3 protein-coding genes and 1 pseudogene are annotated in these 4,859 nt (G+C 69.1%); all 4 read right to left on the bottom strand.

Features of this window, described 5'->3' with window-relative positions:
- Positions 1-2,507, bottom strand: a 2,507-nt coding sequence (locus MRY84_RS19935) for a DUF3772 domain-containing protein (protein ID WP_291507429.1), incomplete at its 3' end; no start/stop codon positions are given.
- Positions 2,508-2,775: 268 nt separating this feature from the next.
- Positions 2,776-3,528, bottom strand: coding sequence for a glycerophosphodiester phosphodiesterase (gene ugpQ / locus MRY84_RS19940; protein ID WP_291507427.1), 753 nt, complete (start codon positions 3,526-3,528; stop codon positions 2,776-2,778).
- Entirely contained in the window at positions 3,525-4,532 is a 1,008-nt protein-coding gene (gene ugpC / locus MRY84_RS19945; protein ID WP_291507428.1) for a sn-glycerol-3-phosphate ABC transporter ATP-binding protein UgpC, read from the bottom strand. The genes ugpQ and ugpC overlap by 4 nt, the downstream gene beginning before the upstream one ends.
- A gap of 62 nt (positions 4,533-4,594) precedes the next feature.
- Positions 4,595-4,859 (bottom strand): annotated as a pseudogene (locus MRY84_RS19950) (glycerol-3-phosphate transporter); the annotation flags it as partial.

Below are 4,859 nucleotides of genomic sequence, written 5' to 3' on the forward strand. Positions count from 1 at the left end.
CCACCCTGCTGCGGCTGCGGCACGTTGACGGTGGGCAGCGGCGGCACTGCGGCCGCCGGCACGTACGGCGCCACCGCCGTCGTGGCCGGCGACGACAGCGCCAGGCCCGCATCGCGCAGCGCGGCGAGGATGCTGAACAGCAGGTCGCTGCGCACACCGCCCGCGTTGCGCGGGTTGCTCACATAGCCGATGGCGAGGAAGGTAAGCGTGCCGTTCACGATGCCTTCGAGCTGCACGATGGGCTCGGGGTTGTCCAGCACGCTCTCGTGCGCCCTGAAAGCCTGCAGGATCAGGTCGCGCATGCGCTCGGCGTCCGTGTCCAGCGGCGCGGGCAGGCGCAGCAGCACGCGGCCGGGGGCGCCGGTCGCCGTCATGTTGCGCACGGTCTTGGTGATGAATTCCGAGTTGGGCACGATGACGGTGGAGCGGTCGCCGAGCTGGATCTCGGTGGCGCGCACGTTCACGCGGCGCACGTCGCCTTCCGTGTCGCCCAGCACCACCCAGTCGCCCACCTTCACAGGGCGTTCGGCCAGCAGGATCAGCCCCGAGATGAAGTTCTGCACGATGGCCTGCAGGCCAAAGCCGATGCCCACCGACAGCGCGCTGGCCACCCAGGCGATGCGCTCCACGCTGATGCCGAGGCCCGCCAGCGCCACCGCCACCACCAGCACCCCGCCCACATAGCCCAGCAGCGTGACGATGGAGCTGCGCATGCCGGGCTCGAGCGATGTGTTGGGAAAGTACCGGTCGCTCAGCCACCGCTTGAGCACGCGGATCACCACGAATCCCGCCACCACCACGGCCAGTGCGGTGAGCAGCGCCTGGGGTGCCAGCGTGATATCGCCCACCTTCAGGCTGTGGTCCACCGTGCTGCCGCGTCGGAAGACCTCGTCCGGTCCGGTGCCGAAGGGCGCCATGAGGGCGATCGCCATGTAGAACAGCAGCACCACGCGCAGTACGCCCGAGGCGAGCACCGAGGCCTGGTCCAGCAGCTTCGCGTCGAGCCCCAGCCCCTGATGCAGCCGCTCGCCAAAGCCGCCCTTGGACGAGAGCACGGCCTCGCACACATCGTCCACCAGCTGGAACAGCAGGTAGGTGGTGCCAAACACGACACCCGTCCACAGCATCTGCCGCGTGAGCGTGCCCGCCAGCGCGACGTACCCGAACACCACCATGAGCACGGTGGCCATCGTCGCCACGCCCGCCGCTGCCACCAGCAGGCCCACCCAGAGCGGCCTGGATGCGGCCTCCGCGGGCTCTGCGTCGCCTGCGTTGCCTGCGTTGCCTGCATGGGCGCCGTCGCCGTCGGACCCGTCGGCGCTGCCTGCCGGAGGGCTGGCGCGCAGGTGGCGCAGCGCGAGGGCGACAAGGGCGGACAGCAGCAGTGCCGTCGCCGCGTGCACCGAAACCTCGGCCGCCAGGCTCGCGCCAACGATGCTGTTCACCTCCGTGAGCAGTCCGCTGACCGCCGCCACGATCGCGACCCACCAGGGGTAGGGGCTCAGGCGCTGCGCCAGTTCGTCGGAGATGCCGGGCAATCGCCACGAACTGCGTTTGCGCGACAGCAGCGCGTGGCCCAGGCCCACGATGAAGGCGGCGAAAACCGCCTGCTGCACGGTGGCCTTGGCCAGCGCCTGCAAGCGCTCAGGCAAGGCGCCGCCTGCTTCCAGTCCGGTCCAGGCCAGCTGCACTGCCATGCCGATCAGGAGCACGTAGGCCAGGATGGACGATGCGGCCAGCAGCGAGCGCCGCAGCCGCCCGGCCGGCAGCCGTGCGGGCGCCAGCCGCACCAGCAGCCGCTCTGCCAGCCAGGTACCGGCCACGGCCAACAGCAGGGCCCCGGCCAGGCTGAGCAGGAACGCGGTGCGGTGGGGCGGAGCCAGGGCCGCCCTGGCAGCGGTGCGCAACTCGCTGGCCAAGGATTGCAGCCGGGCCTGGTCGGCGGGCGCAGCGCTGCGCAGGGAGCGCCAGAAGGTGCCGCCCAGCGGAGGGTCGGTGCGGGTGGTGAGGGCCGCCTGGAACTGCTCGCGCCGCTGCCGGATGAGTTCGGTGCCGCGCTGCTCGGCGTCCACGCTGATCAGGCGCGCGAGCTTGAGTTCGCCATCGATCACCGCGCGCTGTTTGGCCAGGCTGGCGCGCTGCTCCGCCACGTCGGGCGCATCGGGCGGCGCGCCCTTCTCGGGCGCGGGGCCCAGCCCGGCAAGGCGGGAGTCGATGTCGGCCAGCTCTTCGGTGCGGCGCGCGGCGATCTCTTCGGCTGCCTTGCCAATGGCGTTGACATCCCCCAGCAGCTTGCGGCCATCGTCGTCTTCGCCGAGTTGGGGTGGTACGGCCTCCAGCTGCTTGCGCAGTTCGTCCACGCTGGGCAGCGGGACGTCGGTGGCGGCGGGCCTGCCGGCACTGGCCGCGGACGTGGGGGCGGATGCGGTTTTGGCGGCCCCCTGGGCCTGGGCAGGGCTGCTCGCCCAGCCGGTGAGAAAGACTGCAAGGACCAGGAGCAGGGACAGCCGCCTCCAGTGGGGTGCTGTGGCGTGGAGTGGACCGACCGGCGCTCGGGGCGGCGCGACCCTGGCAGAGAAGGTGCGCGCTGAGGCGCGAAGCATGGGCCGGGGAGGCCGGGGACCAGTGGCCCCCCGCAAGCAATTCAGACAATCCAGAAACATCGCCGGATTGTCATGCGCAGCGGCCCGAAGCCTGGCGCGCGCGCTGTAGGCCGGCAGAGCCAGTGCGTGTGGGCGGTTGCCGCCAAAAAAAGCCGAAGGTGGCGCTGTCGGGTCAACGGGTGGGGCTGAAAAGGTCCACCCGGTCGGTAATGATGCCGTCCGTGCCCAGGGCGATGAGCCGCTCTGCGGCCCATTCGTCGTTGACGGTGTAGCTCAGTGTGCGCAGGCCCCAGCCCCGCACCTGCGCGACCAGCGCGCGGTCCCACAGCGCGTGGTTGCACACGATGGCCACGCAGCCGAGCTCGCGGGCCACGTCGAAGCAGCCGTCCCACAGCGTGTCCAGCAGCAGCGCGCGCGGGATGTGCGGTGCGGTGGCGCGGGCGCCGGACAGGGCGTCGGGCTTGAAGGATGAGAACAGCGGTTGCACGGCCTGGCCCTGCCACAGGCGGGCGGACAGATCGCCCACCACCTGTCCCGTTTTTTCATCCTGGCCGGGCGTGGGCTTGATCTCGATGTTGAGGAAGTAGCCGTTGGAGATGCAAAAGCGTGCCAGGTTTTCCAGCGTGGGCAGCGGCTCGCCTGCGTGGGCGCGGGAGTGCCATCCGCCCGCGTCGAGCTGGGCCAATGCGGTCCACGGTAGATCGCCGCCGGTGCCGTGGCCGTTCGTGGTGCGCTCCAGCGTGGCGTCGTGCATCAGGAAGGGCACGCCGTCGGCGCTCAGCTTGGCATCGCATTCGAACATGCGATAGCCGTGCTGCGCGCCCAAGCGGAACGCGGCCAGTGTGTTTTCAGGGGCCAGCTTGCCAGCGCCCCGGTGGGCGATCCAGCGCGGGTAGGGCCAGGGACTTGCAGGACTGGTGCTCACATCCTTTTTCCTGTTTCGGCGTTGAAGCTGTGCAAACGGTCGCCTCGCGGCTGCACATGGATCACGGTGTCGGGCGCGGGCGCGTGGGCGCCTTCTTCCACGCGCACGATGATCTGCTCGCCATGGATGCGGCCATAGATCAGGCGTTCGGCGCCCAGCAGTTCCACGGTCTCCACCGTCACGGCCCAGCCGTCGCCGGTGGTCACGTCCAGGTGCTCGGGGCGGATGCCCAGGATGGTGCCGGCCTGCACGCCTGGCGCGTTCTTGAGCAGGTTCATGGGCGGCGAGCCGATGAAACTGGCCACAAAGGTGGACGCGGGCGTGTGGTAGACCTCTTCGGGCGTGCCGAACTGCTCCATGTTGCCGGCGTTCATCACGATCATGCGCTGGGCCAGCGTCATGGCCTCGACCTGGTCGTGGGTCACGAACAGGCTGGTGATCCCGAGTTCGCGGTGCAGCTTCTGGATTTCGAGGCGGGTCTGCGCGCGCAGCTTGGCGTCCAGGTTGGACAGCGGCTCGTCGAACAGAAACACCTGGGGCTGGCGCACGATGGCGCGGCCCATGGCCACGCGCTGGCGCTGGCCGCCCGACAGTTCGCGCGGCTTGCGCTCCAGCAGGTGGCTCAGTTCGAGGATCTTGGCGGCCTTGTCCACGCGGCGCTGGATCTCGTCCTTGGGCACCTTGGCGATCTTCAGGCCATAGGCCATGTTCTCGAAGTTCGTCATGTGCGGGTAGAGCGCGTAGTTCTGGAACACCATCGCGATGTCGCGCTGGGCGGGTTCCAGGTTGTTCACCACGCGGTCGCCGATGCGCAGTTCGCCGCCGGAGATTTCCTCCAGCCCCGCGACCATGCGCAGCAGCGTCGACTTGCCGCAGCCCGAGGGGCCCACGATCACGATGAACTCGCCGTCCTTCACCTCGGCGTTGACGCCGTGGATGACCTGGTTGGCCTTGGGCCCGTGCCCGTAGCGCTTGATGATGTTGCGAAAGGAGAGGGATGCCATTTTGCTATGAAATTAGTAGCTGCTAGCGCAGATGAATAGAGCGGTAGGGGCCGGTTTGGTCTTTACTTTTCGGTGTCCACCAGGCCCTTGACGAACCAGCGCTGCATGAGCACCACCACGACGGCGGGCGGCAGCATGGCCAGGAGGGCCGTGGCCATCACGATGTTCCACTCGTTGCCCGCGTCGCCGCCGGCCAGCATGCGCTTGATGCCGATAACCACGGGGTACATGTCTTCGGACGTGGTCACGAGCAGCGGCCACAGGTACTGGTTCCAGCCGTAGATGAACTGGATCACGAACAGCGCCGCGATCGACGTGCGCGACAGC

Origin of the sequence: Acidovorax sp. (genome assembly GCF_022763525.1) — a bacterium.
Classification (GTDB): Bacteria; Pseudomonadota; Gammaproteobacteria; order Burkholderiales; family Burkholderiaceae_C; genus Acidovorax.